The 25,503-nt window shown below is 58.8% G+C and carries 20 protein-coding genes and 6 tRNA genes; 3 read left to right on the top strand and 23 right to left on the bottom strand.

The window, feature by feature from the left end; all coding sequences use genetic code 11:
- Positions 1 to 124: 124 nt before the first annotated feature.
- The 11 genes from rihA to miaB all read right to left on the bottom strand — a co-directional run bounded on the left by rihA (position 125) and on the right by miaB (position 10,954).
- A complete protein-coding gene (gene rihA / locus ACUTQY_RS11040; RefSeq protein ID WP_033642165.1) occupies positions 125 to 1,057 on the bottom strand; it encodes a pyrimidine-specific ribonucleoside hydrolase RihA in 933 nt (310 codons plus the stop codon).
- A 113-nt stretch (positions 1,058 to 1,170) separates the two neighbouring features.
- Entirely contained in the window at positions 1,171 to 1,896 is a 726-nt protein-coding gene (locus tag ACUTQY_RS11035; RefSeq protein WP_063991092.1) for an amino acid ABC transporter ATP-binding protein, read from the bottom strand.
- The gene (gene gltK / locus ACUTQY_RS11030; protein ID WP_004939982.1) at positions 1,896 to 2,570 is read right to left on the bottom strand and encodes a glutamate/aspartate ABC transporter permease GltK; all 675 of its coding nucleotides are present in this window, start codon (positions 2,568 to 2,570) and stop codon (positions 1,896 to 1,898) included. Before gltK ends, ACUTQY_RS11035 begins: the two co-directional genes overlap by 1 nt.
- Positions 2,570 to 3,310, bottom strand: coding sequence for an amino acid ABC transporter permease (locus tag ACUTQY_RS11025; RefSeq protein ID WP_038877462.1), 741 nt, complete (start codon positions 3,308 to 3,310; stop codon positions 2,570 to 2,572). The genes gltK and ACUTQY_RS11025 overlap by 1 nt, the downstream gene beginning before the upstream one ends.
- Positions 3,311 to 3,522: 212 nt before the next feature.
- Positions 3,523 to 4,419, bottom strand: a complete 897-nt coding sequence (locus ACUTQY_RS11020) for an amino acid ABC transporter substrate-binding protein (RefSeq protein WP_038877465.1) — start codon at positions 4,417 to 4,419, stop codon at positions 3,523 to 3,525.
- Positions 4,420 to 4,813: 394 nt separating this feature from the next.
- On the bottom strand, positions 4,814 to 6,343 hold the full coding sequence (lnt, locus tag ACUTQY_RS11015) for an apolipoprotein N-acyltransferase (RefSeq protein ID WP_046686568.1): 1,530 nt from the start codon (positions 6,341 to 6,343) through the stop codon (positions 4,814 to 4,816).
- Positions 6,344 to 6,350: 7 nt separating this feature from the next.
- Positions 6,351 to 7,229: a CNNM family magnesium/cobalt transport protein CorC gene (gene corC, locus ACUTQY_RS11010; protein ID WP_004939973.1), complete on the bottom strand. Its 879-nt coding sequence runs from the start codon at positions 7,227 to 7,229 to the stop codon at positions 6,351 to 6,353.
- Positions 7,230 to 7,313: 84 nt separating this feature from the next.
- Positions 7,314 to 7,787, bottom strand: coding sequence for an rRNA maturation RNase YbeY (gene ybeY / locus ACUTQY_RS11005; protein WP_016928766.1), 474 nt, complete (start codon positions 7,785 to 7,787; stop codon positions 7,314 to 7,316).
- Positions 7,784 to 8,815: a PhoH family protein gene (locus ACUTQY_RS11000; protein WP_175403938.1), complete on the bottom strand. Its 1,032-nt coding sequence runs from the start codon at positions 8,813 to 8,815 to the stop codon at positions 7,784 to 7,786. The genes ybeY and ACUTQY_RS11000 overlap by 4 nt, the downstream gene beginning before the upstream one ends.
- A 258-nt stretch (positions 8,816 to 9,073) precedes the next feature.
- A complete protein-coding gene (locus tag ACUTQY_RS10995; protein WP_004939967.1) occupies positions 9,074 to 9,409 on the bottom strand; it encodes a zinc ribbon domain-containing protein YjdM in 336 nt (111 codons plus the stop codon).
- 120 nt (positions 9,410 to 9,529) lie between these two features.
- Positions 9,530 to 10,954, bottom strand: coding sequence for a tRNA (N6-isopentenyl adenosine(37)-C2)-methylthiotransferase MiaB (miaB, locus tag ACUTQY_RS10990; protein ID WP_033642169.1), 1,425 nt, complete (start codon positions 10,952 to 10,954; stop codon positions 9,530 to 9,532).
- Positions 10,955 to 11,151: 197 nt separating this feature from the next.
- Here miaB and ubiF point away from each other — a divergent pair, with 197 nt between their 5' ends.
- Positions 11,152 to 12,333 (top strand): 3-demethoxyubiquinol 3-hydroxylase, encoded by a 1,182-nt coding sequence (ubiF, locus tag ACUTQY_RS10985; protein WP_033642170.1) that lies wholly within the window; start codon positions 11,152 to 11,154, stop codon positions 12,331 to 12,333.
- An 88-nt stretch (positions 12,334 to 12,421) separates the two neighbouring features.
- Here ubiF and ACUTQY_RS10980 read toward each other — a convergent pair.
- The 12 genes from ACUTQY_RS10980 to nagB form a co-directional block, all read right to left on the bottom strand.
- Positions 12,422 to 12,496 (bottom strand) — tRNA-Gln (locus tag ACUTQY_RS10980).
- A gap of 4 nt (positions 12,497 to 12,500) precedes the next feature.
- Positions 12,501 to 12,577 (bottom strand) — tRNA-Met (locus tag ACUTQY_RS10975).
- 41 nt (positions 12,578 to 12,618) lie between these two features.
- A tRNA-Gln gene (locus ACUTQY_RS10970) sits at positions 12,619 to 12,693 on the bottom strand.
- 44 nt (positions 12,694 to 12,737) lie between these two features.
- A tRNA-Gln gene (locus tag ACUTQY_RS10965) sits at positions 12,738 to 12,812 on the bottom strand.
- 30 nt (positions 12,813 to 12,842) lie between these two features.
- A tRNA-Leu gene (locus tag ACUTQY_RS10960) sits at positions 12,843 to 12,927 on the bottom strand.
- A gap of 16 nt (positions 12,928 to 12,943) precedes the next feature.
- Positions 12,944 to 13,020, bottom strand: a tRNA-Met gene (locus ACUTQY_RS10955).
- 218 nt (positions 13,021 to 13,238) lie between these two features.
- A complete protein-coding gene (gene asnB / locus ACUTQY_RS10950; protein WP_046686570.1) occupies positions 13,239 to 14,903 on the bottom strand; it encodes an asparagine synthase B in 1,665 nt (554 codons plus the stop codon).
- Between the two features lie 283 nt (positions 14,904 to 15,186).
- A complete protein-coding gene (locus ACUTQY_RS10945) occupies positions 15,187 to 16,629 on the bottom strand; it encodes a carbohydrate-binding protein (protein ID WP_046686571.1) in 1,443 nt (480 codons plus the stop codon).
- Between the two features lie 190 nt (positions 16,630 to 16,819).
- Positions 16,820 to 17,572: an HAD-IIA family hydrolase gene (locus ACUTQY_RS10940; RefSeq protein ID WP_004939957.1), complete on the bottom strand. Its 753-nt coding sequence runs from the start codon at positions 17,570 to 17,572 to the stop codon at positions 16,820 to 16,822.
- Positions 17,573 to 17,639: 67 nt separating this feature from the next.
- Complete coding sequence (gene nagC, locus ACUTQY_RS10935; protein ID WP_019454064.1) at positions 17,640 to 18,860, bottom strand: DNA-binding transcriptional regulator NagC; 1,221 nt, start codon at positions 18,858 to 18,860, stop codon at positions 17,640 to 17,642.
- 27 nt (positions 18,861 to 18,887) lie between these two features.
- Entirely contained in the window at positions 18,888 to 20,027 is a 1,140-nt protein-coding gene (gene nagA, locus ACUTQY_RS10930) for an N-acetylglucosamine-6-phosphate deacetylase (protein ID WP_033642173.1), read from the bottom strand.
- An 18-nt stretch (positions 20,028 to 20,045) separates the two neighbouring features.
- Entirely contained in the window at positions 20,046 to 20,846 is an 801-nt protein-coding gene (nagB, locus tag ACUTQY_RS10925; RefSeq protein WP_004939952.1) for a glucosamine-6-phosphate deaminase, read from the bottom strand.
- Between the two features lie 334 nt (positions 20,847 to 21,180).
- On the opposite strand from nagB, the gene nagE reads away from it, so the two are divergent.
- Positions 21,181 to 23,217, top strand: a complete 2,037-nt coding sequence (nagE, locus tag ACUTQY_RS10920; RefSeq protein WP_122004339.1) for an N-acetylglucosamine-specific PTS transporter subunit IIBC — start codon at positions 21,181 to 21,183, stop codon at positions 23,215 to 23,217.
- Positions 23,218 to 23,457: 240 nt separating this feature from the next.
- Positions 23,458 to 25,122 (top strand): glutamine--tRNA ligase, encoded by a 1,665-nt coding sequence (glnS, locus tag ACUTQY_RS10915; RefSeq protein ID WP_033642175.1) that lies wholly within the window; start codon positions 23,458 to 23,460, stop codon positions 25,120 to 25,122.
- The last annotated feature ends 381 nt before the right edge of the window (positions 25,123 to 25,503 follow it).

Below are 25,503 nucleotides of genomic sequence, written 5' to 3'. Positions count from 1 at the left end.
AATTGGTAACGATGTCAATCGGTGTAAACGCATGGTAGAGGCAAGCCATCAACAGTGATAGCGCAAAAATTCGCTGAGTTAAATCAAAAAAGTTGAATGAGGGCGCGAGCGCGCCCCGAGAGGATTAATAACGCGCGACGCGCTCGGCCAGCAGATCGATAAAGCCTGCGCGATCGATGCCGGTCAGCACTTCCACGTTGGCCGCGTTGCCGGTTTGCTGGAAATAGTCCACCACCGTCATGCCGACGGTGTACTCCCCTTTGGTTTCCACACCGACCCAGCGTTCAACGCCGGTAAACAGCTGCGGCGCCAGCAGCCAGGCGATGGTGCAGGGATCGTGCATCGCCGCGCCAGGCAGGCCGCGCGGGTGGCTGAGATACAGCGGCAGGTAAAAATCGAGCATCTCCGCCACCGCCTGCGCGACCGGATTGGCTATCTGACGAATGCGCTCGATATCCTGCGGCAACACCAGCGCCTGATGGGTGACGTTCAGCCCAGCCATGGTCAGCGGCACGCCGGATTTCAACACCATCTCGGCGGCTTCGGGATCGACGAAGATATTGAATTCCGCCACCGGCGTGGTATTGCCGGCATTCATGCCGCCGCCCATAAACACGATGCGCTCGATACGGCTTTTCAGCTCGGCGTGCTGGGCCAACAGCAGGGCGATGTTGGTCATCGGGCCGGTCACCACCAGGGTGATTGGCTGCGGGCTGGCGCGCAGCAGGTCGGCGATCAGCTCGACGGCGCCGCGGGGATCGGGTTTGAGGGCCGGCGTCGGCAGGTGGGTGTTGCCCATGCCGGTTTTGCCGTGGACATAGTCGGCGATCACCAGCTCGCGCATCAGCGGGCGAGCGGCGCCGGCGGCGACAGGGATGTCCTCGCGCTGCATCAGGGTCAACAGACCCAGCGCGTTATGCAGGGTTTTCTCCGGCGTCTGGTTGCCGGCGGAGGTGGTGATGGCTTTGACGTCCAGCTCCGGCGAGCGCAGCGCCATAGCCAGCGCGATGGCGTCGTCGAGGCCGGGATCGCAATCGATGATAATAGGGCGGGGCATGTTCTTTCTCCTCTGTTTGTTATCCGGCGAGCATCGGATCAAAAACGAGGAGATACAAGCGCTTTTCGTGCCGGGAGAAAAGATGCGCCCCTGGCGGGGCGCATAGTGAGAACTTAGTGCAGGATCTTGGCGAGGAAGTCCTTGGCGCGATCGGACTCGGGGTTGTTGAAGAAATCGTCTTTGTTGCGGTCTTCGACGATTTTGCCTTCGTCCATAAAGATCACGCGGTTCGCCACCTTGCGGGCGAAGCCCATTTCGTGGGTCACCACCATCATGGTCATGCCTTCGTTCGCCAGCTCGACCATCACGTCCAGCACTTCGTTGATCATTTCCGGATCGAGCGCCGAGGTCGGTTCGTCGAACAGCATGGCGATCGGATCCATGCACAGCGCGCGGGCGATGGCGACGCGCTGTTGCTGGCCGCCGGAGAGCTGACCGGGGAACTTGTTGGCATGGGCGGACAGGCCGACGCGTTCCAGCAGCTTCAGGCCCTTCTCGCGTGAGGCGGTCTTGTCGCGCTTGAGCACTTTTACCTGCGCCAGCGTCAGGTTGTCGATGATAGACAGGTGCGGGAACAGCTCGAAGTGTTGGAACACCATGCCGACCTTGGCACGCAGCTGCGCCAGGTTGGTTTTCTTGTCGTTGACCGGCGTGCCGTTCACCAGGATGTCGCCCTGCTGGATCGGCTCGAGGCCGTTGACGGTTTTGATCAGGGTGGACTTGCCGGAACCTGAAGGACCGCAGACGACGACCACTTCGCCTTTTTTCACTTCGGTGGTGCAATCGGTCAACACCTGAAAGTGACCGTACCACTTAGAAACATTTTTCAGGGATATCATCAAACAGTCCTTTTCTTCAAATAGCTTACCAGCGCCGAGGCGGCGAGGCTGATAACAAAATAGACAAAGCCGGCGAACAGGATCATTTCAACCTGGGTGCCGTCGCGTTCGCCGATGGTCGACGCGGTGCGGAAGAAGTCGGCCAGGCTCAGTACGTAAACCAGCGAGGTATCCTGGAACAGTACGATGCCCTGGGTCAGCAGCAGCGGCACCATGGCGCGAAACGCCTGCGGCAGGATCACCAGCCGCATGGATTGCCAATGGGTCATGCCCAGCGCCAGCGCGGCGGAGGATTGGCCGCGCGAGATGCTGATAATGCCGGCGCGGATGATTTCCGAGTAATAGGCCGCTTCAAACAGGGAAAAGGCTACCATAGCCGAGATCAGGCGAATATCGGTTTTCGGCGATAACCCTAGAACCTGTTGTAATAAGCTTGGAACCACCAGATAGAACCACAGCAGCACCATCACCAGCGGCACCGAGCGGAACAGGTTGACGTACAGGGTGGCGAACCAGCTGATCGGTTTGAACGGCGACAAACGCATCACCGCCAGCACGGTACCCCACAGAATGCCGACCACGATGGCGGTCACGGTGATCTTCAGCGTGATCACCATGCCCTGCAGCAAATAAGGGAAGCTTGGGACGATCGACGCCCAGTCAAATTCGTACATTATTTACTCCCCAGGTTGCCAGGCAACTGCACTTTCTTTTCGACCAGACGCATAAACAGCATGATAACGGCGTTGATGCCGATATAAGCCAGCGTGATGGCGGTAAAGGATTCATAGGCGTGTGCGGAGTAATCCAACAGCTTGCCGGCCTGCGCGGCCATGTCCACCAGCCCGATGGTGGAGGCGATGGCGGAGTTTTTGACCAGGTTGAGCATTTCCGAGGTCATCGGCGGCACGATCACCCGGTAGGCGTTCGGCAGCAGCACGTAGCGGTAGGTTTGCGGCAGCGTCAGGCCCATCGCCAGCCCGGCGGCTTTCTGGCCGCGCGGCAGGGACTGAATGGCGGCGCGCACCTGCTCGCATACGCGGGCGGCGGTAAACAGCCCCAGGCAGAGCATGGAGGAGACGAAGAACTGCACGTTGGGATCCAGCTCGCTTTTAAACCAGGTGCCGATATTGGCCGGCAGCAGCTCGGGGATCACCAGATACCAGGTAAAGAATTGCACGATCAGCGGCACGTTGCGGAACAGTTCGACGTAACAGGTGCCGAGAGTGGAAAGAAAGCGGTTGGGCACGGTACGCAAGATACCGAACAGCGAACCGACGAAGAAAGCGATAATCCATGCACAGACGGAGAGGGCCACCGTGACCTGAAAGCCGGACCAAATCCAGCCGAGGTAAGTGGTGTTCCCAAACGGGGCCTGCTGCAGGAAGATACCCCAGTTCCAATCTATTGACATAACAAACTCCGGTAAACGGGCGCAGGGCGCCGAAGATTGATGACTTGATGAGCGCCGATCGCCGTGCGGCCAGTCTGGCTGGCTTGTTGTGTGCGGAGATCGGTGATGCGCGTTGGGGAAAATGAGGGAGGGGAACGGCCCCCCTCATACCTGTCTGTCCCAGTCATCAACTGGGCCGGTTTGGCCTGCGGCCGCCCCGGCTCTTGTTCTATTTAGTTCAACGCTTTGTCGTTAGGCTCTTTGAACAGCTGCTTCATGTCGTCCGAGAGTTCGAAGTTCATGTTGAGGTTTTTCGGTGGAATAGGCTGCTTGAACCATTTGTCAAACCACTTGGCCGCTTCACCGGAGGTTTGCGCCTGGGCGATGGTGTCATCGACCAGCTTTTTGAACTCAGGATCGTCTTTGCGCAGCATGCAGCCGTAGGCTTCTTTCGACTGCGGCGTGCCGATGATTTCCCACTGATCCGGCTTCTTGGCCTTGGCGCGCTCGCCCGCCAGCAGGGCATCGTCCATCATGAAGGCCACCGCGCGGCCGCTTTCCAGGGTGCGGAAGGAGTCACCGTGGTCTTTGGCGCTGATGATGCGCATGTTCATTTTGTCGCTGTCGTTCAGCTTGTTCAGCAGCACTTCGGAGGTGGTGCCGGAGGTGACCACCACCGGCTTACCGGCCAGGTCTTTAAAGTCTTTGATGTCGGAGCCTTTTTTCACCAGCAGACGGGTGCCGACCACGAAAATGGTGTCGGAGAAGGCGGCCTGCTTTTGGCGCTCGAGGTTATTGGTGGTGGAGCCGCACTCGAAGTCATAGGTGCCGTTTTGCAGCAGCGGGATGCGGTTCTGCGAGGTAATCGGCAGCATTTTCACCTGCAGATTCGGTGCATTAAGTTTTTTCTTAACAGCTTCAACGATTTGGTTGGAGTAGTCCTGAGAGTAGCCCACAACTTTTTGTTGGTTGTCGTAGTAGGAAAAGGGCACTGACGATTCGCGGTGGCCGACAACGATCACGCCGTTGTCTTTGATTTTCTTCAGCGTACCGGACAGGTCTTCCGCATGCGCCACGCTACCTGCCATACCGAGCAGCAGTAACGATAACGCCAATTTACGCATTTGCATGGTCCAACTCCTTTGCTGTTGTGGTGGCTCTGACTAAAGAGCGTCAGGTTAAATCGACTATTTATTGCTCAAGTTATAAAGATAGTCTTAGAACGGATAGCCGTTAAAAAATAACCGATTGTGAATATCTTGAAACTAAAATGTTTCATTTTTTGAGACGCCGCGCGCACCAAATCAATGCAACCAAACCCCGACGCACCTGCATGGTGCGTTCGGCGCCTCCAAAATGTGCACGGGTGCGACAAAACGTCAGCAAAAGTTAACCGACGTGCGATGTCACCTTAGATAAAGCAAGGAGTGTGCCAGCCGCGTTGATTTAACGACGTTTTCTGACCGAGGTGGGGGAACGTTTACGGAAACGCGGGGCGCGGCGGGCGCGCCCCGGCGAACAGGACTATTTGCGGCGCAGGCCCAACATCAGCGCCCAACCGCCCAGCAACAGGGTGATCACCCACAGCGGCGCGGCGCCGAAACGCGCGTAAGGCGTGACGCCGGTGGTCGGTGTGACCCTCACTTCAAGCACCTGACGAGTGAACTGCGGGATCTCGGCGATCACGTCGCCGTTCGCGTCCACTGCGGCGGTGACGCCGTTGTTGGTGCTGCGCAGCAGCGGCCGGCCCAGTTCCAGCGCCCGCATGCGCGCCATCTGGAAGTGCTGCCATGGGCCGATGGAGTGGCCGAACCAGGCGTCGTTGGAGATGGTCAGCAGGAAGTTGGTGTCCGGGCGGAAGTTATCGCGCACCTGCTGGCCCAACACGATTTCGTAGCAAATGGCCGCCGTCAGGTTGTAGCCGCGTACGCTGAGCTGCGGTTGTACGTAGTCGCCGCGGCTGAAGGAGGACATCGGCAGGTCGAAGAACGGCGCCAGCGGCCGCAGCAGCGTCTCCAGCGGTACGAACTCGCCGAACGGCACCAGGTGGTGCTTGTTGTAGCGATCGTTGGCTGGGTACCTGTACGGCGTCGGTTCACCGAGCACGATGGCGCTGTTGTAGATTTGCTGGCCCTGCGGCGTGGCGCGCACGTCGACGATGCCGGTGATGAGGCTGCTGTTCTTCGCCCGCATCAGGTCGTCCATCATCGTCAGGAAGCCGTTCTGATTGGCTTCATAATCCGGGATGGCGGATTCCGGCCAGATAACGATCGGTGCCTTACCCATGTAGGGACGGGTTTCGTCCAGATAGGTTTGCAGCGTGCTGACCAGCGCTTTCGGATCCCATTTCATCGATTGAGCGATGTTGCCTTGCACCATGGCGATATTCACCGCTTTATCAGTCTGCGGAGTAAACCACTGCAGCTGGCGCAGCGGCCATGGCAACAACAGCAGCGCGGCGGCGATCACCGCCGCCGAGAGGCGGCGCTGATTGACGGCGTACACCAGCAGGCCGGCGATGGCCATCAGCACAAAGGTGATGGCGTCGACGCCCAGCAGCGGCGCGATGCCTTTCAGCGGGCCGTTGATCTGGCTATAGCCGAACTGCAGCCATGGGAAGCCGGTCAGCACCCAGCCGCGCAGGAATTCCGTGACCTGCCACAGCGCCGGCGCGGCGATGGCCAGCCGCCACCAGCGGGTAGCCGGCCACAGGCGGGTCAGCAGCCCGGCGAACAGCCCGGTATACAGCGACAGGTAAGCGGCGAGCAGCGCCACCAGGAAGACGTTGACGGCGAAGGGCATGCCGCCGAAATCGGCGATGCTGACATACACCCAGTTGATCCCGCTGCCGAACAACCCGAAGCCCCAGACAAAGCCGAGCAGGGCGGACTGTTTGGTGGTGCGATTGAGGGTAACGGCCAGCAGGCCGAACAGGGAGACGATGGCCGCGGGCCAGAAATCGTAGGGAGAGAACGCCAGCGTCCCGCCGGCACCTGACAACAGCGCCAGCAGGGCGCGAACCCACTGGCGTTCAAGTAATGAGGCTTTAGCCATGTTGGATTTAATCTTCCAGTTTCGGTGGTGGAGAGTCGTCCGGAATTTTTACATGAACCTGGATGATACGTCGACTGTCTGCCATGGCAACTTTAAATAGGTAACCTTCGATTTCAATGGTTTCCCCGCGTGCAGGCAGATGGCCGAAGGCTTGCATCACCAAACCGCCGATGGTATCGACCTCGTCGTCGCTGAAATGGGTGCCGAAGGCTTCGTTGAAGTCTTCGATCGGGGCCAGCGCGCGTACGGTGTACATGTGGCGGCTGAGCTGGCGGATATCCAGATCGTCTTCGTCGTCGTATTCGTCTTCGATCTCGCCGACGATCAGTTCCAGAATGTCTTCGATGGTGACCAGGCCGGACACGCCGCCGAATTCGTCAATGACAATCGCCATGTGGTAGCGCTGGGAGCGGAACTCTTTCAACATCCGGTCGACGCGCTTGCTTTCCGGCACCACCACCGCGGTGCGCAGCACTTTGTCGATGCTGAACGGCTCGGAGTCTGCGCGCATGAACGGCAGCAGATCCTTGGCCATCAGGATGCCTTCGATGTGATCTTTGTCTTCGCTGATCACCGGGAAGCGCGAGTGGGCGGAGTCGATAATCACGTCCAGGCACTCTTCCAGCGTCTGGTTGCGCTTGAGCGTCACCATCTGGGAGCGGGGGATCATGATGTCGCGCACGCGCTGTTCGGCGATATCCATCACGCCTTCCAGCATGTCGCGGGTATCGGGATCGATCAGGTCGTTTTGTTCGGAATCACGGATCAGCTCGACCAGATCGCCACGGTTTTTGGGCTCGCCGTGGAACAGCTGGTTAAGGATAAGAGTAAAGAACCCCTTCTTGGGACTGGGGCTGTCATTGCTTTGTGAATGGTCGTCGCTCATGGCGTTTTCGTTACTGTCACTCATGTCAGAGTTAAGGGGCGTCAGCGACAGCCCCGTTAGGGGCTGTAAGGTAAACGGCTGACGTCAGACGGGGTCTTTTTCCGCCAGGTACGGATCAGGGTAGCCCAGTCCGTGCATGATTTCGGTTTCCAAAGACTCCATTTCTTCGGCTTCATCGTCTTCGATGTGGTCATACCCTAGCAGATGAAGACTGCCGTGGACAACCATATGCGCCCAGTGGGCCTCCAGCGTTTTGCCTTGCTCAATCGCTTCCTGCTCAACCACCTGGCGGCAGATGATCAGATCGCCGAGCAGCGGCAGCTCGATGCCCGGCGGGGCCTCGAACGGGAAAGAGAGCACGTTGGTCGGCTTGTCTTTGCCGCGGTAGGTTAGGTTCAGCTCGTGGCTTTCCGCTTCGTCCACCAGACGCACGGTCACCTCGGCCTCTTCCTGAAATTGCGGCAGCACGCCTTCCAGCCAGCGCTGGAAGGTGGCCTCATCCGGCAGGCCGTCGCTGCTTTCACAGGCAATCTGCAGATCCAAAATCACCTGACTCATGGTGTCTCCTGCTCGGAGGCGGCGAGCGCCTCGCGCTTACGTTGTTCGGCAATCGCGTCTTTGCGTTTCTGTTCGGCGGCTTCCCAGGCCTCATAGGCGATGACCACGCGGGCCACCACCGGGTGGCGCACCACGTCTTCGCTGTGGAAGAAGTTGAAGCTCAGTTCTTCCACGTCCGACAGCACTTCCACCGCGTGGCGCAGGCCGGATTTCTGGTTGCGCGGCAGGTCGATCTGGGTGACGTCGCCGGTGATGACCGCCTTAGAGTTGAAGCCGATGCGCGTCAGGAACATCTTCATCTGCTCGATGGTGGTGTTCTGGCTCTCATCCAGAATGATAAAGGCGTCGTTCAGCGTACGGCCGCGCATATAGGCCAGCGGCGCGACTTCGATCACGTTGCGCTCAATGAGCTTCTCCACGCGCTCGAAGCCCAGCATTTCGAACAGGGCGTCGTACAGCGGGCGCAGATAAGGATCGACCTTCTGGCTCAGATCGCCCGGCAGGAAGCCCAGCTTTTCGCCGGCTTCGACCGCGGGACGGGTCAGCAGAATGCGGCGAATTTCCTGGCGTTCCAGCGCATCCACCGCGGCGGCGACCGCCAGGTAGGTTTTGCCGGTACCGGCCGGGCCGATGCCGAAGGTGATGTCGTGATCGAGAATGTTGGCGATGTACTGCGCCTGGTTAGGCGTGCGCGGTTTCACCATGCCGCGCTTGGTTTTGATGGTGACCGCCTTGCCGTAATCCGGCACGCTGTCCGCCACCTGTTCCAGCACCCGGCTCTCTTTGATCGCCAGATGGATTTGCTCCGGATCGATATCCGGGATCACGCCGCGAATCGGCGCGGTATCCACGTACAGATGGCGCAGGATATCGGCGGCGGCGACCACGCACAGGTTTTTGCCGACCAGCTTGAAGCGGTTTTCGCGACGATTGATTTCGATGCCCAATCGGCGCTCGAGTTGCTTGATGTTGTCATCAAACGGGCCGCACAGGCTGAGCAAACGCTGGTTGTCTGCGGGCTCCAACATAATTTCTTGTGTTGCGACGTTCAAACTATTCCTCTAGGTCACATCGGGCCTGGTTGATGTCACATAGCGCGTCCGGGACGCGCGCGTTCAGGGCGAGCCTGAATACTCTCTTTCTTGAATTATTCATGGTGCGCCGCAACGGCGCAAGTTTACCGCTGATCTATCTGTGCGCCGTCGGCGGAATTCAAGGGAAGATAAGGAAAAAACGCGGCGGGGCGCAAAGCCCGCCGCGTCATCACAGAACAAGGCCGCCGAGAATCAGTTCTTTTTCACGAACTCGGATTTCAGTTTCATCGGGCCGAAGCCGTCGATTTTGCAGTCGATGTTGTGGTCGCCTTCCACCAGACGAATGTTTTTCACCTTGGTGCCGATCTTCAGCATCGAGGAGCTGCCTTTAACCTTCAGGTCCTTGATCACGGTGACCGCGTCGCCGTCTGCCAGCAGGTTGCCGTTGGCGTCTTTGACGATCAGCGCGTCCTGATCTTCCGCCGGGGCGCTGTCGCTCCACTCGTGGGCGCACTCAGGGCAGATGAACAGGGCATTGTCCTGGTAGGTGTATTCGGAGTTGCACTTCGGGCAGTGTGGGAGTTGCATGTTATGTCGCCTCTTCAACAATAAAAAATAAAAAAAAGAACATCACCGGGCGCGGACGCCCGGCGGAGAAACGGTAAGGAGTAGCGCGAACGGGCGGCGATAATGCGGGCCGCCGCGGCGTCAGGGCTGGTAAATGCCGACGCCCAGCGCGTTTTCTTTGCGGGTACGGGCGATCACCGACTGCGGGGATTCATGTACGCGCAGATCCATCTGCTGTTCGGTGCGCACCACTGCGCCACGCAGGGTGTTGGTCAGCACCTCGGTAATTTCCACGTCGACAAACTGGCCGATCATGTCGGGCGTGCCTTCGAAGTTTACCACACGGTTGCACTCCGTGCGCCCGGCCAGCTCCATCACGCTTCTGCGCGAGGTGCCTTCCACCAGAATGCGCTGGACGGTGCCGAGCATGCGGCGGCTGAACTGCAGCGCCTGCTGGTTGATGCGATCCTGCAGAATATACAGCCGCTGTTTTTTCTCTTCTTCGCTGACGTCGTCAACCATGTCCGCCGCCGGCGTACCGGGGCGCGACGAATAGATGAAGCTGAAGCTAACGTCGAAGTTGACGTCGGCGATCAGGTTCATGGTCTGTTCGAAGTCGGCCTGGCTCTCGCCCGGGAAACCGACGATGAAGTCGGAGCTGAGCTGGATGTTCGGGCGCGCCTTGCGCAGCTTGCGGATAATCGCCTTATACTCCAGCGCGGTATGGGCGCGTTTCATCATGGTCAGGATGCGATCCGAACCGCTCTGCACCGGCAGGTGCAGGAAGCTGACCAGCTCCGGCGTGTCTTCGTACACCGCGATGATGTCATCGGTGAACTCGATAGGGTGGCTGGTGGTGAAGCGAATGCGATCGATGCCGTCGATGGCGGCCACCAGGCGCAGCAGTTCGGCGAACGAGCAGATATCGCCGTCATGCGTGGCGCCGCGGTACGCGTTGACGTTTTGGCCGAGCAGGTTGACTTCGCGCACGCCCTGCGCCGCCAGTTGGGCGATTTCGAACAGCACGTCGTCGCTCGGGCGGCTCACTTCCTCGCCGCGGGTGTACGGCACCACGCAGAAAGTGCAGTATTTGTTGCAGCCTTCCATGATCGACACGAACGCGGTCGGGCCTTCGGCGCGCGGCTCCGGCAGGCGGTCGAACTTTTCGATCTCAGGGAAACTGATATCGACTACCGGGCTGCGGGTGCCCTGAACGTGGTTGATCATTTCCGGCAGGCGGTGCAGGGTCTGCGGGCCGAATACCACGTCGACGCAAGGCGCGCGGCTGCGGATCAGTTCGCCTTCTTGCGAGGCCACGCAACCGCCGACGCCGATGATGACAGACGGGTTCTTCTCTTTCAGCAAGCGCCAGCGCCCCAGCATGGCGAAAACTTTTTCCTGCGCTTTTTCACGGATCGAGCAGGTATTCAGCAACAGCACGTCCGCTTCCTCGGCGTTGTCGGTCCACTCGAAGCCGTGCGTGCTGTTCAACAGGTCGGCCATTTTCGATGAATCGTACTCATTCATCTGGCAGCCCCAGGTTTTGATATGTAGTTTTTTCGTCATTGACTTGCCATTACTCAGTGCGGAGCGAAAGTTGCGTTACGCGACATGCAGGGCGCGTATTGTAATCATTTGCCGCCGTTGTGACCAGCGCGGGGGAAAATGGCATGCAACCTGAAGCCGAAGCGAAAATCCGGTACACTGCGCAAAACGCCATGTCGGGTGGGATGGCGAGCATTCACATAGAAAACATAGCCAATATGAAGACATCTCAAAATCGGTACGACGCGGTGGTGGTGGGCGGCGGCATGGTCGGCGCGGCGGCGGCTCTGGGCCTGGCGCAGGCGGGCTGGTCGGTGGCGTTGCTGGAACATCAGGCGCCGCAGGCGTTCGAGGCGCAAAGCCCGCCGGACCTGCGCATTTCCGCTATCGGCTGCACCTCGGTGGGGCTGCTGAAACAGCTCGGCGCCTGGCCCGCCGTGACGGCGATGCGCACGGTGCCGTATCGCCGGCTGGAGACCTGGGAATGGGCGTCGTCGCGCGTGGCGTTCGATGCGCTATCGCTGGGGCTGCCGGAGTTGGGCTTTATGGTGGAAAACCGCATTTTGCAGCTGGCGCTGTGGCAGCAGTTCGCACAGTGCGCCAATTTGACGCTGCTGTGCCCCGCCAGGCTGCAATCGCTGCAGCGGGCGGACAAGGCCTGGCAACTGACGCTGGACAGCGGTGAAACGCTGCAGGCGCGGCTGGTTGTCGGCGCCGACGGCGCCAACTCGCAGGTGCGCAAGCTGGCGGCGATCGGCACCAACGGCTGGCAGTATCGTCAGGCGTGCATGTTGATCACCGTCGATACCGGCGCGCCGCAGCAGGATGTGACCTGGCAGCGCTTCTTCCCGTCAGGGCCGCGCGCTTTCCTGCCGCTGTACGACAGCTGGGCGTCGCTGGTGTGGTATGACAGCCCGCAGCGCATTCGCCAACTGCAGGCGATGCCGCCGGCGCAGCTGGAGCGCGAGATCGCCGCCGCTTTTCCGGCGCGACTGGGCCCGGTCAAGGTGCATGCCGCCGGATCGTTCCCGTTGACGCGCCGTCATGCGCAGCGCTACGTGCTGCCGGGCCTGGCGCTGCTGGGCGATGCGGCGCATACCATCAACCCGCTGGCCGGGCAGGGCGTCAATCTGGGGTATCGCGATGTGGATGCCTTGCTGAACGTGCTGAGCGAGGCGCGGGAGCAGGGAGAAGACTGGAGCGGCGAGGCGGTGCTGCTGCGCTATCAACGCCGCCGCCGTACCGACAATCTGTTGATGCAGAGCGGCATGGATCTGTTCTATACCGCCTTCAGCAATAACCTGGCGCCGCTGACCGTGGCGCGCAATCTGGCGCTGATGGCCGCGCAGCGGGCGGGTAAGCTGAAAGAGCATGCGTTGAAGTACGCTTTGGGATTGTAACCGACAGGGCTCAGCGGTGGCTGGGCCTATTTAAGGTTGGCTGAACGGCAGACAGCAAAAAGCCCGCCGAAGCGGGCTTTTCTAAATATGGCTGGGGTGCCAGGATTCGAACCTGGGTATGCTGGTATCAGAAACCAGAGCCTTACCGCTTGGCGACACCCCAATTATGGTGGCTACGACGGGATTTGAACCTGTGACCCCATCATTATGAGTGATGTGCTCTAACCAGCTGAGCTACGTAGCCGATGTTACTTTTTACTTCTTTGATTTGCAAGCAGTTTGTTATGGCTGGGGTACCTGGATTCGAACCAGGGAATGCCGGTATCAAAAACCGGTGCCTTACCGCTTGGCGATACCCCACCTGCAAACAAATCTTATGTTGAAACCCCGTTCCCGAAAGAATATGGCTGGGGTACCTGGATTCGAACCAGGGAATGCCGGTATCAAAAACCGGTGCCTTACCGCTTGGCGATACCCCATCAACATACTGCGCCGACGATGAAGAGAAATGGTGCGGGAGGCGAGACTTGAACTCGCACACCTTGCGGCGCCAGAACCTAAATCTGGTGCGTCTACCAATTTCGCCACTCCCGCAAATACAAAAAATAGATGGTGGCTACGACGGGATTCGAACCTGTGACCCCATCATTATGAGTGATGTGCTCTAACCAGCTGAGCTACGTAGCCCTCTTTTTTTGCTTTGCCTTCATCGGCGTTGCGGGGCGCATTATGCGTATATGACCGATTTGCGTCAACAAGTTTTTTCCCGAAAAAGCGCCCGGAAGCGCCGTTTGTCTGGGTTGTGAACATTATGGCGATAAAATCGGCAATTCAGGCAGTTGGCGGGCGGAAAAGGCAACAAAAAGGCGGGCCAAAAGGCCCGCCTCGGGGAAAATGCCGCACGATTATTTATAGGCGGCCTGGTGCACGCCGACGGCGCGGCCGGAAGGATCGTCCATCTTCTTGAACGATTCATCCCACTCGATGGCCTTGGCGGACGAGCAGGCGACGGATGGGCCGCCCGGCACGCATTCGGCGGCGCTCGGCAGCGGGAACAGCTCCTCGAAGATTTCGCGGTACAGGTAGCCTTCTTTCGACGTCGGCGTGTTGTACGGGAAGCGGAAACGCGCGGTTTCGAGCTGTTGATCGCTAATTTGCTGCGCAGCCACCTCTTTTAGCGTGTCGATCCAGCTGTAGCCGACGCCGTCGGAGAACTGCTCTTTCTGGCGCCAGGCCACGCTGGCGGGCAAATAGGACTCGAAACATTCGCGAACGATGTGTTTTTCCATTTTGCCGTTGCCGCACATTTTATCTTTCGGGTTGATGCGCATTGCCACGTCGAGGAATTTCTTGTCCAGGAACGGCACGCGGGCTTCGACGCCCCAGGCGGACATCGCCTTGTTGGCGCGCGCGCAGTCGAACATGTGCAGCGCCAGCAGTTTGCGTACGGTCTCTTCGTGGAATTCGCGGGCGTCCGGCGCCTTATGGAAGTACAGGTAGCCGCCGAACACTTCGTCCGCGCCTTCGCCGGAAAGCACCATCTTGATGCCCATCGCCTTGATTTTGCGCGACATCAGGTACATCGGCGTCGACGCGCGGATGGTGGTGACGTCATAGGTTTCGATGTGGTAAATCACGTCGCGGATGGCGTCCAGCCCTTCCTGCACGGTGAAGTGGATCTCATGGTGCACGGTGCCCAGATGGTTGGCCACCTCCTGCGCGGCGCGCAGATCCGGCGAGCCTTCCAGCCCGACGGCGAAGGAGTGCAGCTGCGGCCACCAGGCTTCGCTGCGTTCCTGATCTTCCACGCGGCGCGCGGCGTACTTCTTGGTGATCGCCGAAATGACCGAGGAATCCAGCCCGCCCGAGAGCAGCACGCCGTAAGGCACGTCGGACATCAGGTGGCTTTTCACCGACTCTTCCAGCGCGGTGCGCAGGGCGGCGGCGTCGGTCACGTTGTCCTTGACGCTGTCGTAATCGAACCAGTCGCGGCGATAGTATTCGCGGATCTGGCCGTCCTGGCTCCACAGGTAGCTGCCGGCCGGGAATTCCTTGATGGTGCGGCACACCGGCACCAGCGCTTTCATTTCCGAGGCAACGTACAGGTTGCCGTGTTCGTCATGGCCCATATACAGCGGGATGATGCCCAGGTGATCGCGGCCGATCAGGTAGGCGTCTTTTTCGGTGTCATACAGGGCAAAGGCGAACATGCCTTGCAGATCGTCGAGGAACTCCGGGCCTTTCTCCTGATACAGCGCCAGGATCACTTCACAGTCGGAGCCGGTCTGGAAGGCATAGCGGTCGCTCAGCCGTTGGCGCAGCGCCTGGTGGTTGTAAATTTCGCCGTTGACCGCCAGAACGTGGGTGTGCGCAGCGTTGTACAGCGGTTGAGCGCCGTTGTTGACGTCGACGATCGACAGGCGTTCGTGAGCCAGAATGGCTTTGTCGCTGGCGTAAACGCCGGACCAATCCGGGCCGCGGTGGCGCATCAGACGTGACAGCTCCAGCGCTTTCTTACGCAGTTCAACGGGATCGGACTTCAGATCGAGCACACCGAAAATAGAACACATACAACTCTCCTAACGGGCTTTTATGACTGTGATGTTGTTTTTACTGTTATGGGCAGCATTGCCGATTTATCAGCGATAACGCGGTTTTGCTGCGCTGTGGTTATGAAAATGCGCCAAAAGCTGCAGAGGATGCAAGCGTTTTAGCCCTGCGCTGAGAAATAGTTGTTTGCGTAGCTGGGGTTTTTAACGGATTTTCAGTTATCGGCGTGAAAAATTATCGATTATGCAATTTTTAGCGTGATGGCGGGATTGCCAGCCAGTTTGACCGGCAATCGATTAGCGATTAGGCGATGAGCTGCCAGAGGGTGAACGCGGCATCCGGCGTCCAGCCGGCATTGGAGGTGTGCGCCTGAATACAGGTGTATTTCTTGCCTTTATAACTCACGACGTCGCCGGCTTTGTAGCTGTGGTTGTTCTGCCACTCGGGCGCGCCCGGATCGGGCGGCGTACCGTCATTGGCGGTTTTGACCGCCAGCGCGCTGCTCGGCAGCGAGGTATTGCCCAGGGTGTCGGTCGCGGTAACGAAGTAGCTGTACTGGGTTGCCGGCGTCAGACCGCTGTCGGCCAGCGACAGACCGGCGGTTTGGCCGATCGGGTTGCCGTTGCGGTAGACGGTGTAGCTGGCGATCGGTGAGGCGCCGGTGGCGGCGGCCCAGCTCAGTTTCAGCGAGGTGGCGCCCAGCTCGGCGACCGTCAGCGCCGTCGGCGCATTAGGCTTTCCCGGCGGCGGGGTGACGCCGCCCTGAATCAGCGGCGCATAGCGGGTTTTGAACTCCCAATTGTAGGCGACGCCGGCTTTGCTCTTGCCGTTATCCCAGTTGATTGACCAGGTCATCAGGCCCTTGATCGACAGGTTTTTGGCGTCGAGACGCGAGAAAGCGTTATACACCGCCTGTTTGTTGACCACGTAGCCGGTGGCGGCGGCATCGTTGTTGCTTGGCAGGCCGATGACGAATTTCGCCGCCGGGATCTTCGCATAGCCGCGGGTGCCGGTAACCAGGCTTTCCGTCAGGTAGTAGAGGAAGTCCTCTTTCATGGCGTCGTTATTCTGCGTGATCCAGGCATTGAGTTCATCCACCCAAATACCGTCGCCGCCCTGGTTATAATATTGCGGCGCGATAAAGTCGTAATAGCCTTCGAGGGCGTTAATATAATCCAGGTAGGTGCCGTTGGTGCGTAAATACGGGAATTCCGGCGCCATGCTGATAATAAAGTTTTTCCCCTGGGCAGCGTAATGGTCTTTTACTTTTTTCAGCGCCGCAGGCAAGACGGTTTTATTATTGGCGGCGCCGATCGCCGCCTGTTCCAGATCGATATCCAGTCCGTCGAAGCCATAGACTTCCACCAGGCGAATAATCTCGTCTTTCAGCTTGTCTTCGTCGCCGGTTTTCAGCTCGATATGCGCGTCTGCGCCGCCGAGGGAGATCAGCACCGCGCGGCCCTGGCTGTTCAGCACGCCCACCTGGCGGCGGAACTCGGCGTCGGACAGGTTGTAAGGCTTGAAGGTTGGGATGCCCTGGCCTTTCATAAAGGCGACGGCCACCACGTTGTACTCGGCGGGAATGTCGGTCAGGTTCATATTGGTGAACTGGCCTTGCTGATAGCCGTCACTGGCGCCGGCGGCCCAGTTGTGCCAGAAACCCATCAGGATCTTTTTATTGGCGATAGACGGCATAATGGCCGCGTCATCGGCGGCGACGGCATTAATCGTGTTATTTGTGCTCATGGTAGCCTCATTAATTAGGGGTAAGGGTTTTTCGCTCGCCGGCAATATCAGCTATTGGCGGGGCGTAACGTTATAATGAGGATTTTTAACGCAGGCAGGCTGAAACCTTTTACGGCCATGAACGAATTAAATTCAAACTGACGCTGAGGGAGAAGGAAATAATGGCGGCCGGGCGGCCGCCATGGCCGCATCAGAAGATGGTGATATCGGCGACGGAAGGGTAGACGTAGCTCGGGCGGAACGGCATGGTTTCGATGTCGCTCAGCGTGGAGACGCCGGACAGCACCAGCACGGTTTCCAAGCCGGCCTGGAAGCCCGCCAGAATGTCGGTGCGCAGGTTATCGCCGACGATCACCGTCTCTTCCGAGTGCGCCTGCATTTTGTTCAGTGCGGCGCGAATGATCCACGGGCTGGGCTTGCCGACGTAAAACGGCTTGCGGCCGGTGATCTTCTCAATGGGGGCGCACAGCGCGCCACAGGCCGGCGAGAAGCCGTGGCCGTGACTATCCGGGTTGGTGGCGATAAAGCGCGCGCCGTTGCTCACGAAGTAGGCGGCTTTATGCATCATGTCCCAGTTGTAAGAGCGGGTTTCTCCGACGATCACGAAGTCCGGGTTGATGTCGGTGATGGTGAAACCGGCTTTGTACAGCTCATGGATCAGGGCGCCTTCGCCGACCACATAGGCTTTTTTGCCTTCCTGACGGCGCAGGAAATCGGCGGTGGCCATCGCCGAGGTGTAGAACGCGCTCTCCGGCACTTCCAGCCCGGCGGCGGCGAAGCGGTTCGCCAGATCCTGTGCGGTCTGTGATGGGTAGTTGGTCAGCACCACCAGCGGCATGCCCTGTTCCTGGATGCGCGCCAGGAACAGATCGGCGCCGGGCACCGGCGTATTGTCATGCAGCAGCACGCCGTCGATATCGCATATAACGTTTTTGATTTTCATTTGTCGCTGTTTCTCATGATTACGGCAGGCGAAGGATGACGATAACACGCCTGCCAGAAGCGGCGGATCAGCTTTCCAGCAATCGCTGCAAGAGCACGCCGTTGAGCATCGCGCGTTTGGCCAGGGCGAAAGCGCCGATCGCCGAGCGATGATTGAGTTCGGAGGTCACCACCGGCAGATTTTTGCGGAAGTCCTTCAGCACCTGGGTATTGATGCAGCTCTGGATCGCCGGCAGCAGCACCTTGTCCGCTTCGGTGATCTCACCGGCGATCACCACCTTCTGCGGATTGAACAGGTTGATGGCGATGGCCACCGCTTTGCCCAGATAGCGGCCTACGTGTTCGATCACTTCGCTGGCCAGCAGATCGCCGCGGTTGGCGGCCTTGCAGATGGCGTTGATGCCGCAGTCTTCCAGCGTCAGTTTGCTCGGATAGCCCTGGCTCAGCAGCTGGCGCACGCGCTGTTCGATCGCGGCGTTGGCGGCCACGGTTTCCAGGCAGCCGAAGTTGCCGCAGTGGCAGCGTTCCCCCAGCGGATCGATCTGGATATGGCCGATCTCGCCGACGTTGCCGTTGTTGCCGAGAAAAATCTGCCCGTTGACGATGATGCCGGCGCCGGTGCCGCGGTGCAGGCGCACCAGAATCGAGTCTTCGCAGTCGCGGGTGGCGCCGAAGTAGTGCTCCGCCAGCGCCAGGCTGCGGATGTCGTGGCCGACGAAGCTGGTGACGTTAAAGCGCTGCTGCAGGTTGTCCACCAGCGCCCAATTGCTGACGCTGATGTGCGGCATGTAGCGCACCACGCCCAGCGCCGGATCCACCAGGCCGGGCAGGATCACCGCGATGGCGATCAGCTCGCGCAGGCGGCGCTGGTTAGCGTCGATGAATTGGGCGATGGCGGCGAACAGCGCATTCTCCAGCGTTTCTTGAGTGCGTTCCGGCAGCGGATAGTGTTCTTCGCTGAGCGACTTGCCGCTCATGTCATACAGGGTGATGGTGGCGTCGTGGCGGCCGAGACGCACCGCGACGGTATGGAAATGACGGGTTTCCGACACGATGGAGATCGCGCGGCGGCCGCCGGTGGAGGCCTGCTGATCGACTTCTTTGATCAGCCCGCGCTCCAGCAGCTGGCGAGTAATTTTGGTGACGCTGGCGGGGGCGAGCTGGCTGAGTTCGGCAATCTGAATGCGCGAGATCGGGCCCTGCTGGTCGATCAGGCGGTAAACTGCCGCGCCGTTAAGTTGTTTGACTAAGTCAACGTTCCCTATTTGTGCTTGTCCGCCAGTGCTCATCAATAATTTTACTCGCTGTTCATTGAATTAAACCTCGTTACCGTTAACGAGCGTTTTGGTGATCTTGAAATCACGGGTGAAGGCGGTCAAGTTAGCCACCTTGCCGGCTTCGAGGGTGCCCAGACGGTGATCGACGCCGATGGCGCGCGCCGGATACAGCGTCGCCATGCGCAGCGCTTCGTCCAGCGCGATGCCGATATGCTCGACGCTGTTTCGCACCGCTTCGATCATGGTCAGCGCGGAACCGCTCAGAGTGCCGTTCTCATCCACGCACAGCCCATCCCGATAGTATATTGTTTTACCGGCGAAAATAAATTGGTCAATATCTGCACCCGCCGGCGCGGTGGCATCGGTGACCAAGACCAATTTATCACCTTTCAGGCGTTTGGCGTTACGGATACTCGCCCAGGCCACGTGATGGCCGTCGGCGATGATGCCGGTATAGACCTCCGGCGTATCGAAGATTGCCCCCATCAGCCCCGGTTCGCGGCCGGTGATATAAGGCATGGCGTTGTACAGGTGGGTGGCGAAGCTGATGCCGGCGGCGAAACCGGTGCGAGCCTGATCGTAGGTGGCGTTCGAGTGGCCGGCGGAGACCACGATGCCGGCCTCGGTCAGCTGCTTGATAAAGTGCGGTTCAACCATTTCCGGCGCCAGCGTCACCTTGGTGATCACGTCGGCGTTGGCGCACAGGTAATCGATCATTTCCTGGGTCGGCTTGCGAATGAACGCCGGATTGTGGGTGCCTTTTTTCACCGGGCTGAGGTATGGCCCTTCCAGGTGCAGGCCCAACGCCTGGTTTTGGTGCTTTTTCAGATAAGCGCGCATCACGTCGACGCTGTGCTTCATGAATTCGTCGCTGCTGGTGATCAGCGTCGGCAGATAGCTGGTGCAGCCGGATTTCTCGTTGGCGCGCTGCATGATCTCCAGCGTTTCTTCCGAGATCGCTTCCAGCGAATCGTTGAACTGTACGCCGCCGCAGCCGTTCAGCTGCACGTCGATAAGCCCGGGGGCCAGGATGGCGCCACCCAGGTCGCGCGTTTCGATGCCGGCGGGCAATTCAGCCGCCGGGCAGACTTTCTCGATCAGCCCATCAGCGATAATGACTGCATGGTCATCAAGTACGTCGTGGCCGGTATAGATTCGGCCGTGGGTTAAAGCGAACATCGTAGCCCCCTGCAAAGATTAAAGACTTTTAACGCTTTCCGCTTCTAACTCGCGGAAATATTTGACAGTTTTGACTTTCAGCTCCATGGTGGCCGGTTCGTCGCACACCACTACCGCTTTGGCGTGCAGCTGCAGACAGCTGATGGTCCACATGTGGTTGATATTGCCTTCCACTGCGGCTTCCAGCGCCTGCGCCTTGGCGTGGCCGGTGACCAGGATCATTACTTCTTCCGCGTCCAGCAGCGTGCCCACGCCGACGGTCAGCGCATATTTCGGCACCAGGCTGACGTCGCCGCCGAAGAAGCGCGAGTTGGCGATGCGGGTGTCTTCGGTCAGCGTTTTGATGCGGGTGCGCGAAGCCAGGGACGAAGCCGGCTCGTTGAACGCGATATGGCCGTCGATGCCCACGCCGCCCATGAACAGGTTAATTTTGCCGTAAGACTTGATCTTCTCTTCGTACTGGCGGCACTCGGCGTCGACATCCGCGGCGTTGCCGTTCAGCAGGTTGATATTTTCGCGAGGGATATCAACGTGATCAAAGAAGTTGCGGTACATGAAGGTGTGATAGCTTTCCGGGTGTTCCTGCGGCAGGCCAACGTACTCGTCCATGTTGAAAGTCACAACATGCTTAAAGCTTACTTCACCTGCTTTGTGCATCGCAATCAGATGTTTGTAGGCTTCCAGCGGCGTGCCGCCGGTGGGCAGGCCGAGAACAAACGGGCGCTCTGCGGTTGGCTTGAATGCGTTGATGCGTTGAACGATATGACGCGCGGCCCATTTGCCGACTTGTGCGGTATCTTTCAGTGGGATAAGTCTCATCTAACACCTCTTGGGATAAGTAAACTAAAGCTATACTGTACGGGCCTGCGGGAGTCGTAAGCGTAACCCAGCTTTATGATTCTCGCGTGAATCGTCCGCCCGGTTGATTTTTTGAATGATAAAATAAGTTTTGTGTGATGGCCAGCAATCTGGGAGGTAAAGACTACTTTTTGGTGATATTTATCACAAAAAGGGAGGTTTTAATTTGCGATACAAAATAAATTTTTTACACTCGGCATGAGTGATACGTGCCAAGCGCTGTTTCTAAAAAGGTAGTGAGAGCTCCAAATAAACTACTAATAGGGTCCGTCCGCGGACAACATAGGGGGAAAAGGTGAACATTCTTAGTTATTTGCAAAAGGTGGGACGGGCGCTGATGGTGCCGGTCGCCACGCTGCCCGCCGCCGCCATCTTGATGGGCGTCGGGTACTGGATTGACCCTGTTGGTTGGGGCGGCGACAACGCGCTCGCCGCTTTCTTCATTAAATCCGGCTCCGCTATCATCGACAACATGTCGGTGCTGTTCGCTATCGGCGTGGCCTACGGCATGTCCAAAGACAAGGACGGCGCCGCCGCGTTGACCGGCTTCGTCGGCTTCCTGGTGCTGACCACTCTCTGTTCGCCGGCCGCCGTGTCGATGATTCAGAAGATCCCGCTCGATCAGGTGCCCGCCGCGTTCGGCAAGATCCAGAACCAGTTCGTCGGTATTCTGGTGGGCATCATCTCCGCCGAAGTGTACAACCGCTTCAGCGGCGTCGAGCTGCCCAAGGCGCTGTCGTTCTTCAGCGGCCGCCGTTTGGTGCCGATCCTCATTTCCTTCCTGATGATCCTGGTGGCTTTCATCCTGATGTACATTTGGCCGGTGATCTTCAACGGTCTGGTGAACTTCGGTGAACACATTCAGAAAATGGGCTCGGTCGGCGCGGGCATCTACGCCTTCTTCAACCGCCTGCTGATCCCGGTCGGCCTGCACCACGCGCTGAACTCGGTGTTCTGGTTCGACGTGGCCGGCATCAACGATATTCCGAACTTCCTTGGCGGCCAGCAGTCGATCGAAGCCGGTAAAGCGGTTGTCGGCATCACCGGCCGTTATCAGGCGGGCTTCTTCCCGATCATGATGTTCGGTCTGCCGGGGGCGGCGCTGGCCATTTACCACTGCGCGCGTCCTGAGAACAAAGCCAAAGTGGCGGGCATCATGCTGGCGGCCGCTTTCGCCGCCTTCTTTACCGGTATTACCGAACCGCTGGAATTCTCCTTCATGTTCGTGGCGCCGGTGCTGTACGTGATCCACGCCGTGCTGACCGGTATCTCGGTGTTCATCGCCGCCAGCATGCATTGGATCGCCGGTTTCGGCTTCAGCGCCGGCCTGGTGGATATGGTGCTGTCGTCTCGCAACCCGCTGGCGACCCACTGGTACATGCTGATCCCGCAAGGCCTGGTGTTCTTCGTCATCTACTACGTGGTGTTCCGCTTCACCATCAAAAAATTTAACCTGATGACCCCGGGCCGCGAGCTGGCGGTTGCCGGTGACGAAACCGACGGCTACGACGTCAACGTCGACAGCAACGCCGGTAAAGACGAGAACGAAACCACCACCCTGGCTCGTCGTTACGTCGGCGCGATCGGCGGTTCCGACAACCTGACCGGCATCGACGCCTGCATCACCCGCCTGCGTTTGAACGTGAAAGACTCCGCGCTGGTGAACGACGCATTGGCGAAACGCCTCGGCGCGTCGGGCGTTATCCGCCTGAACAAGCAGAGCGTGCAAGTGATCGTCGGCACCCGTGCCGAACTTATCGCCAGCGCAATGCGCAACGTGATTGCGGCCGGCCCGGTAGCGGCAGCGGTGGCCCCGGCGGCGGCGCCTGCCGCGGAAGCTAAACCGCAGGCGGTGCCGAACGCGCCGAAAGCCGCGTTTGAAACGCTGCTGGCGCCGGTGACCGGCGAAGTGGTGGCGCTCGAACAGGTGCCGGACGAAGCTTTCGCCAGCAAGGCGGTAGGCGACGGCCTGGCGATTCGCCCGACCGACAAGATCGTGGTGGCGCCGGCTGACGGCACCGTGGTGAAAATCTTCAATACCAACCACGCATTCTGCCTGGAAACCGACAAGGGCGCCGAGATCGTGGTGCACATGGGGATCGACACCGTCGCGCTGGAAGGCCAGGGCTTCAAACGCCTGGTGGAAGAGGGCGCGGAAGTGAAAGCCGGTCAACCGATTCTGGAACTGGATCTGGATTACCTGAATGCCAATGCGCGTTCGATGATAAGCCCGGTGGTAGTCAGCAACGCTGACGAGTACGCCGGCCTGGCGGCGCTGGCCAGCGGCTCTGTGGTCGCCGGTCAGACCAAGCTGTATGAGATCCAGAAATAAGGCTGTTTTTACCTGAGTAGTGCCTGGGGCCGAGCACGCATCATGGCGGCGTTTGCCCCGACTTGGCGGGAAGAGAGCGATCTCTTCCCGCTTTTTTTATTCCGTTTCGCCCCACGGCGGTGCGCTGCGCGCCGATGGCGCAACGCGCCGCATTTTTCGTGAAACAAACGGTTGTTTCCAGACGTGGCTTGTTGGATCATAGGCGGTTATGTGTAGCGCTTTGCATTGAGGAACAGTGAAATGAGTGAGGCTGAAGCCCGCCCAACCAATTTTATCCGTCAGATCGTCGATGAAGATCTGGCGTCGGGGAAACACACGTCGGTACATACCCGCTTCCCGCCGGAGCCTAACGGCTATCTGCATATCGGCCACGCCAAGTCCATCTGCCTGAACTTCGGCATCGCCAAGGACTATCAGGGCCAGTGCAACCTGCGTTTCGACGACACCAACCCGGTGAAAGAAGACATCGAGTTCGTCGAGTCTATCAAGCACGACGTGGAGTGGCTGGGCTTTGAGTGGAGCGGCAACGTTCGTTACTCCTCAGACTATTTCGATCAGCTGCACCAGTATGCGGTGGAGCTTATCAGCAAAGGGCTGGCCTACGTCGACGAACTGTCGCCGGAGCAGATCCGTGAATACCGCGGCACCCTGACTGCGCCGGGCAAAGACAGCCCGTACCGCGGTCGCAGCGTGGAAGAGAACCTGGCGCTGTTCGAGAAGATGCGCAACGGCGAATTCGCCGAAGGCGCTGCCTGCCTGCGTGCCAAGATCGATATGGCCTCGCCGTTTATCGTGATGCGCGATCCGGTGCTGTACCGCATCAAGTTCGCCGAACACCACCAGACCGGCAATAAATGGTGCATCTACCCGATGTACGATTTCACCCACTGCATTTCCGATGCGCTGGAAGGGATCACCCATTCGCTGTGCACCCTGGAATTCCAGGATAACCGCCGTTTGTATGATTGGGTGCTGGATAACATCACCATTCCTTGCCACCCGCGCCAGTACGAGTTTTCGCGTCTCAACCTCGAATACGCCATCATGTCGAAGCGCAAGCTGCATCAGCTGGTGGCCGAGAAGATCGTCGAGGGCTGGGATGATCCGCGCATGCCGACCGTCTCCGGTCTGCGCCGCCGCGGTTATACTGCCGCCTCGATCCGCGAGTTCTGCCTGCGCATCGGCGTAACCAAGCAAGACAACAACGTCGAAATGGTGGCGCTGGAATCCTGCATCCGCGACGATCTGAACGAGAACGCGCCGCGCGCCATGGCGGTGCTGGATCCGGTGAAAATCGTCATCGAGAACATGGGCGATGCGGTGGAAATGGTCAGCATGCCTAACCACCCGAACAAGCCGGAAATGGGCAACCGCGATGTGCCGTTCAGCCGTGAGATCTATATCGATCGCGCCGACTTCCGCGAAGAAGCCAACAAGCAGTACAAGCGTCTGGTGTTGGGTAAGGAAGTGCGTCTGCGCAACGCGTACGTGATCAAGGCCGAGCGCGTCGAGAAAGATGAAGCCGGCGAGATCACCACCATCTTCTGCAGCTACGATGCGGAAACGCTGAGCAAAGATCCTGCCGACGGCCGCAAGGTGAAGGGCGTGATCCACTGGGTGTCTGCGGCGCACGCGCTGCCGGCGGAAATTCGCCTGTACGATCGCCTGTTCAGCGTGCCCAACCCGGGCGCGGCGGAGGACTTCCTCTCCACCATTAACCCGGAATCGCTGGTGATCAAGCACGGTTTCGTTGAGCCGAGTCTGGCGGCCGCACAGCCGGAGAAAGCCTATCAGTTCGAGCGTGAAGGCTACTTCTGCGCCGACAGCCATTACTCTTCGGCTGAGCACCTGGTGTTTAACCGCACCGTCGGTCTGCGTGACACCTGGGCGAAAATCGAAGGCTAATCTTAATCGCCTCGAAAATTAATGTATCAGCGCGGCTCAGGCCGCGCTTTTTTATGCCTGCTATTGAGTAAATCATCTATTCCCGCCACGTTTTTCCGGGCTGCGTTTAATTAACTGCGGTGCGTTAATCAATAAGTTTTCTTAATTGGGCTTAGTAGTCTTAATCTTTACTTATATATTCGTGATGCGAATTAATTTCATTTAGAGAGCGCTCTCAACTTTTATCTCCTGACTGACGGATTTAGTCAGGCTGAAACCATTAATCGTCTCTGGTTGACCTGGTATCCGTATTTATTCTGATTTAATTGAATTTTTTATTCGACACCTTCCATGAATGCCAGCGTAACAAATTATCACCGATATGTGCTCCTTGTCATACTT

The sequence above is a fragment of the Serratia sp. TSA_130.1 genome (assembly GCF_052691795.1).
Note: the sequence above shows the minus strand (reverse complement) of the source record. Positions and strands in the feature narration are given on the sequence as shown.

Bases quoted from the DNA above. Each gene is read 5' to 3' on its own strand.
- rihA (WP_033642165.1), bottom strand. From the start codon at position 1,057: ATGCCCCGCCCTATTATCATCGATTGCGATCCCGGCCTCGACGACGCC.
- ACUTQY_RS11035 (WP_063991092.1), bottom strand. From the start codon at position 1,896: ATGATATCCCTGAAAAATGTTTCTAAGTGGTACGGTCACTTTCAGGTG.
- gltK (WP_004939982.1), bottom strand. From the start codon at position 2,570: ATGTACGAATTTGACTGGGCGTCGATCGTCCCAAGCTTCCCTTATTTG.
- ACUTQY_RS11025 (WP_038877462.1), bottom strand. From the start codon at position 3,310: ATGTCAATAGATTGGAACTGGGGTATCTTCCTGCAGCAGGCCCCGTTT.
- ACUTQY_RS11020 (WP_038877465.1), bottom strand. From the start codon at position 4,419: ATGCAAATGCGTAAATTGGCGTTATCGTTACTGCTGCTCGGTATGGCA.
- lnt (WP_046686568.1), bottom strand. From the start codon at position 6,343: ATGGCTAAAGCCTCATTACTTGAACGCCAGTGGGTTCGCGCCCTGCTG.
- corC (WP_004939973.1), bottom strand. From the start codon at position 7,229: ATGAGCGACGACCATTCACAAAGCAATGACAGCCCCAGTCCCAAGAAG.
- ybeY (WP_016928766.1), bottom strand. From the start codon at position 7,787: ATGAGTCAGGTGATTTTGGATCTGCAGATTGCCTGTGAAAGCAGCGAC.
- ACUTQY_RS11000 (WP_175403938.1), bottom strand. From the start codon at position 8,815: ATGTTGGAGCCCGCAGACAACCAGCGTTTGCTCAGCCTGTGCGGCCCG.
- ACUTQY_RS10995 (WP_004939967.1), bottom strand. From the start codon at position 9,409: ATGCAACTCCCACACTGCCCGAAGTGCAACTCCGAATACACCTACCAG.
- miaB (WP_033642169.1), bottom strand. From the start codon at position 10,954: ATGACGAAAAAACTACATATCAAAACCTGGGGCTGCCAGATGAATGAG.
- ubiF (WP_033642170.1), top strand. From the start codon at position 11,152: ATGAAGACATCTCAAAATCGGTACGACGCGGTGGTGGTGGGCGGCGGC.
- asnB (WP_046686570.1), bottom strand. From the start codon at position 14,903: ATGTGTTCTATTTTCGGTGTGCTCGATCTGAAGTCCGATCCCGTTGAA.
- ACUTQY_RS10945 (WP_046686571.1), bottom strand. From the start codon at position 16,629: ATGAGCACAAATAACACGATTAATGCCGTCGCCGCCGATGACGCGGCC.
- ACUTQY_RS10940 (WP_004939957.1), bottom strand. From the start codon at position 17,572: ATGAAAATCAAAAACGTTATATGCGATATCGACGGCGTGCTGCTGCAT.
- nagC (WP_019454064.1), bottom strand. From the start codon at position 18,860: ATGAGCACTGGCGGACAAGCACAAATAGGGAACGTTGACTTAGTCAAA.
- nagA (WP_033642173.1), bottom strand. From the start codon at position 20,027: ATGTTCGCTTTAACCCACGGCCGAATCTATACCGGCCACGACGTACTT.
- nagB (WP_004939952.1), bottom strand. From the start codon at position 20,846: ATGAGACTTATCCCACTGAAAGATACCGCACAAGTCGGCAAATGGGCC.
- glnS (WP_033642175.1), top strand. From the start codon at position 23,458: ATGAGTGAGGCTGAAGCCCGCCCAACCAATTTTATCCGTCAGATCGTC.